Genomic DNA, 394 nt, shown 5'->3' on the forward strand with positions numbered 1-394 from the left:
CACACCCGGCACCTCACGCGCCGTGTCATTCCACCCCCACAACAACCGCTCCTGCTGACCAGCATCCAAAACCGGAACCCGGTCCAGCGCAGTATCGGAATGCCCCTCAAGCACCTCGACCATATTCGACACCGCGGTCACGAAGAGCCCACACAGAGTCTCCGAGTCCATCGGAGCAACCGCCTGCACCACAAACCGGAACCCGATTCCGGTGTCATCGACCGACACCGTGAGCGGGTAGTTCGTGCGCTCCTGAGCATGGAGCAGTTGGATCCCTGCGACCTCGCGCGTCGATTCGACGCCTGATCCGTGCTCCGTGATGAGGGTTCGACGGTAGTTGAGCAGGGAGGTGAACAGCGGGCTCTGGGCGGGGAGGCTGGTGGCCTGCTGCGCG

The 394-nt window shown here is 63.7% G+C and carries 1 protein-coding gene; it reads right to left on the minus strand.

Annotation, left to right across the window (positions count from 1 at the left end; genetic code table 11):
• Positions 1-394 (minus strand): hypothetical protein (locus tag G3I41_RS22270; RefSeq protein ID WP_164402170.1); only part of this gene is annotated, 394 nt, incomplete at both ends.

The organism is Streptomyces sp. SID9727 (assembly GCF_010550605.1).
GTDB lineage: Bacteria > Actinomycetota > Actinomycetes > Streptomycetales > Streptomycetaceae > Streptomyces.